Genomic DNA, 288 nt, shown 5'->3' on the forward strand with positions numbered 1-288 from the left:
GCGCACGGGGCGTCCGTGGCCGCCGCCCGGGCGCCGGCGGCCTGCGCGGCGCCGGAGGCGAGCCTGCGGCCGTCGACGGCCGACGGGCCGGCGGTGCAGCGCATCAAGAACCGCGGCCGGCTCGTCGCCGGCGTCGACCAGAACAGCTACCGGTGGGGCTACCGCGACCCGGCCACGGGCGAGCTGAGCGGCTTCGACATCGACCTCGTGCGGGCCGTCGCCAAGGCCGTCCTCGGCGACCCCGGCAAGGTCACCTTTCTGGCGATCCCCACGAACCAGCGCATACCC

At 76.7% G+C, this 288-nt stretch carries 1 pseudogene; it reads left to right on the forward strand.

Annotation, left to right across the window (positions count from 1 at the left end):
* A pseudogene (locus LE181_RS31520) lies at positions 1 to 288 on the forward strand (sugar-binding protein); the annotation flags it as partial.

It is taken from the genome of Streptomyces sichuanensis (assembly GCF_020328095.1).
GTDB lineage: Bacteria > Actinomycetota > Actinomycetes > Streptomycetales > Streptomycetaceae > Streptomyces > Streptomyces cinnamoneus.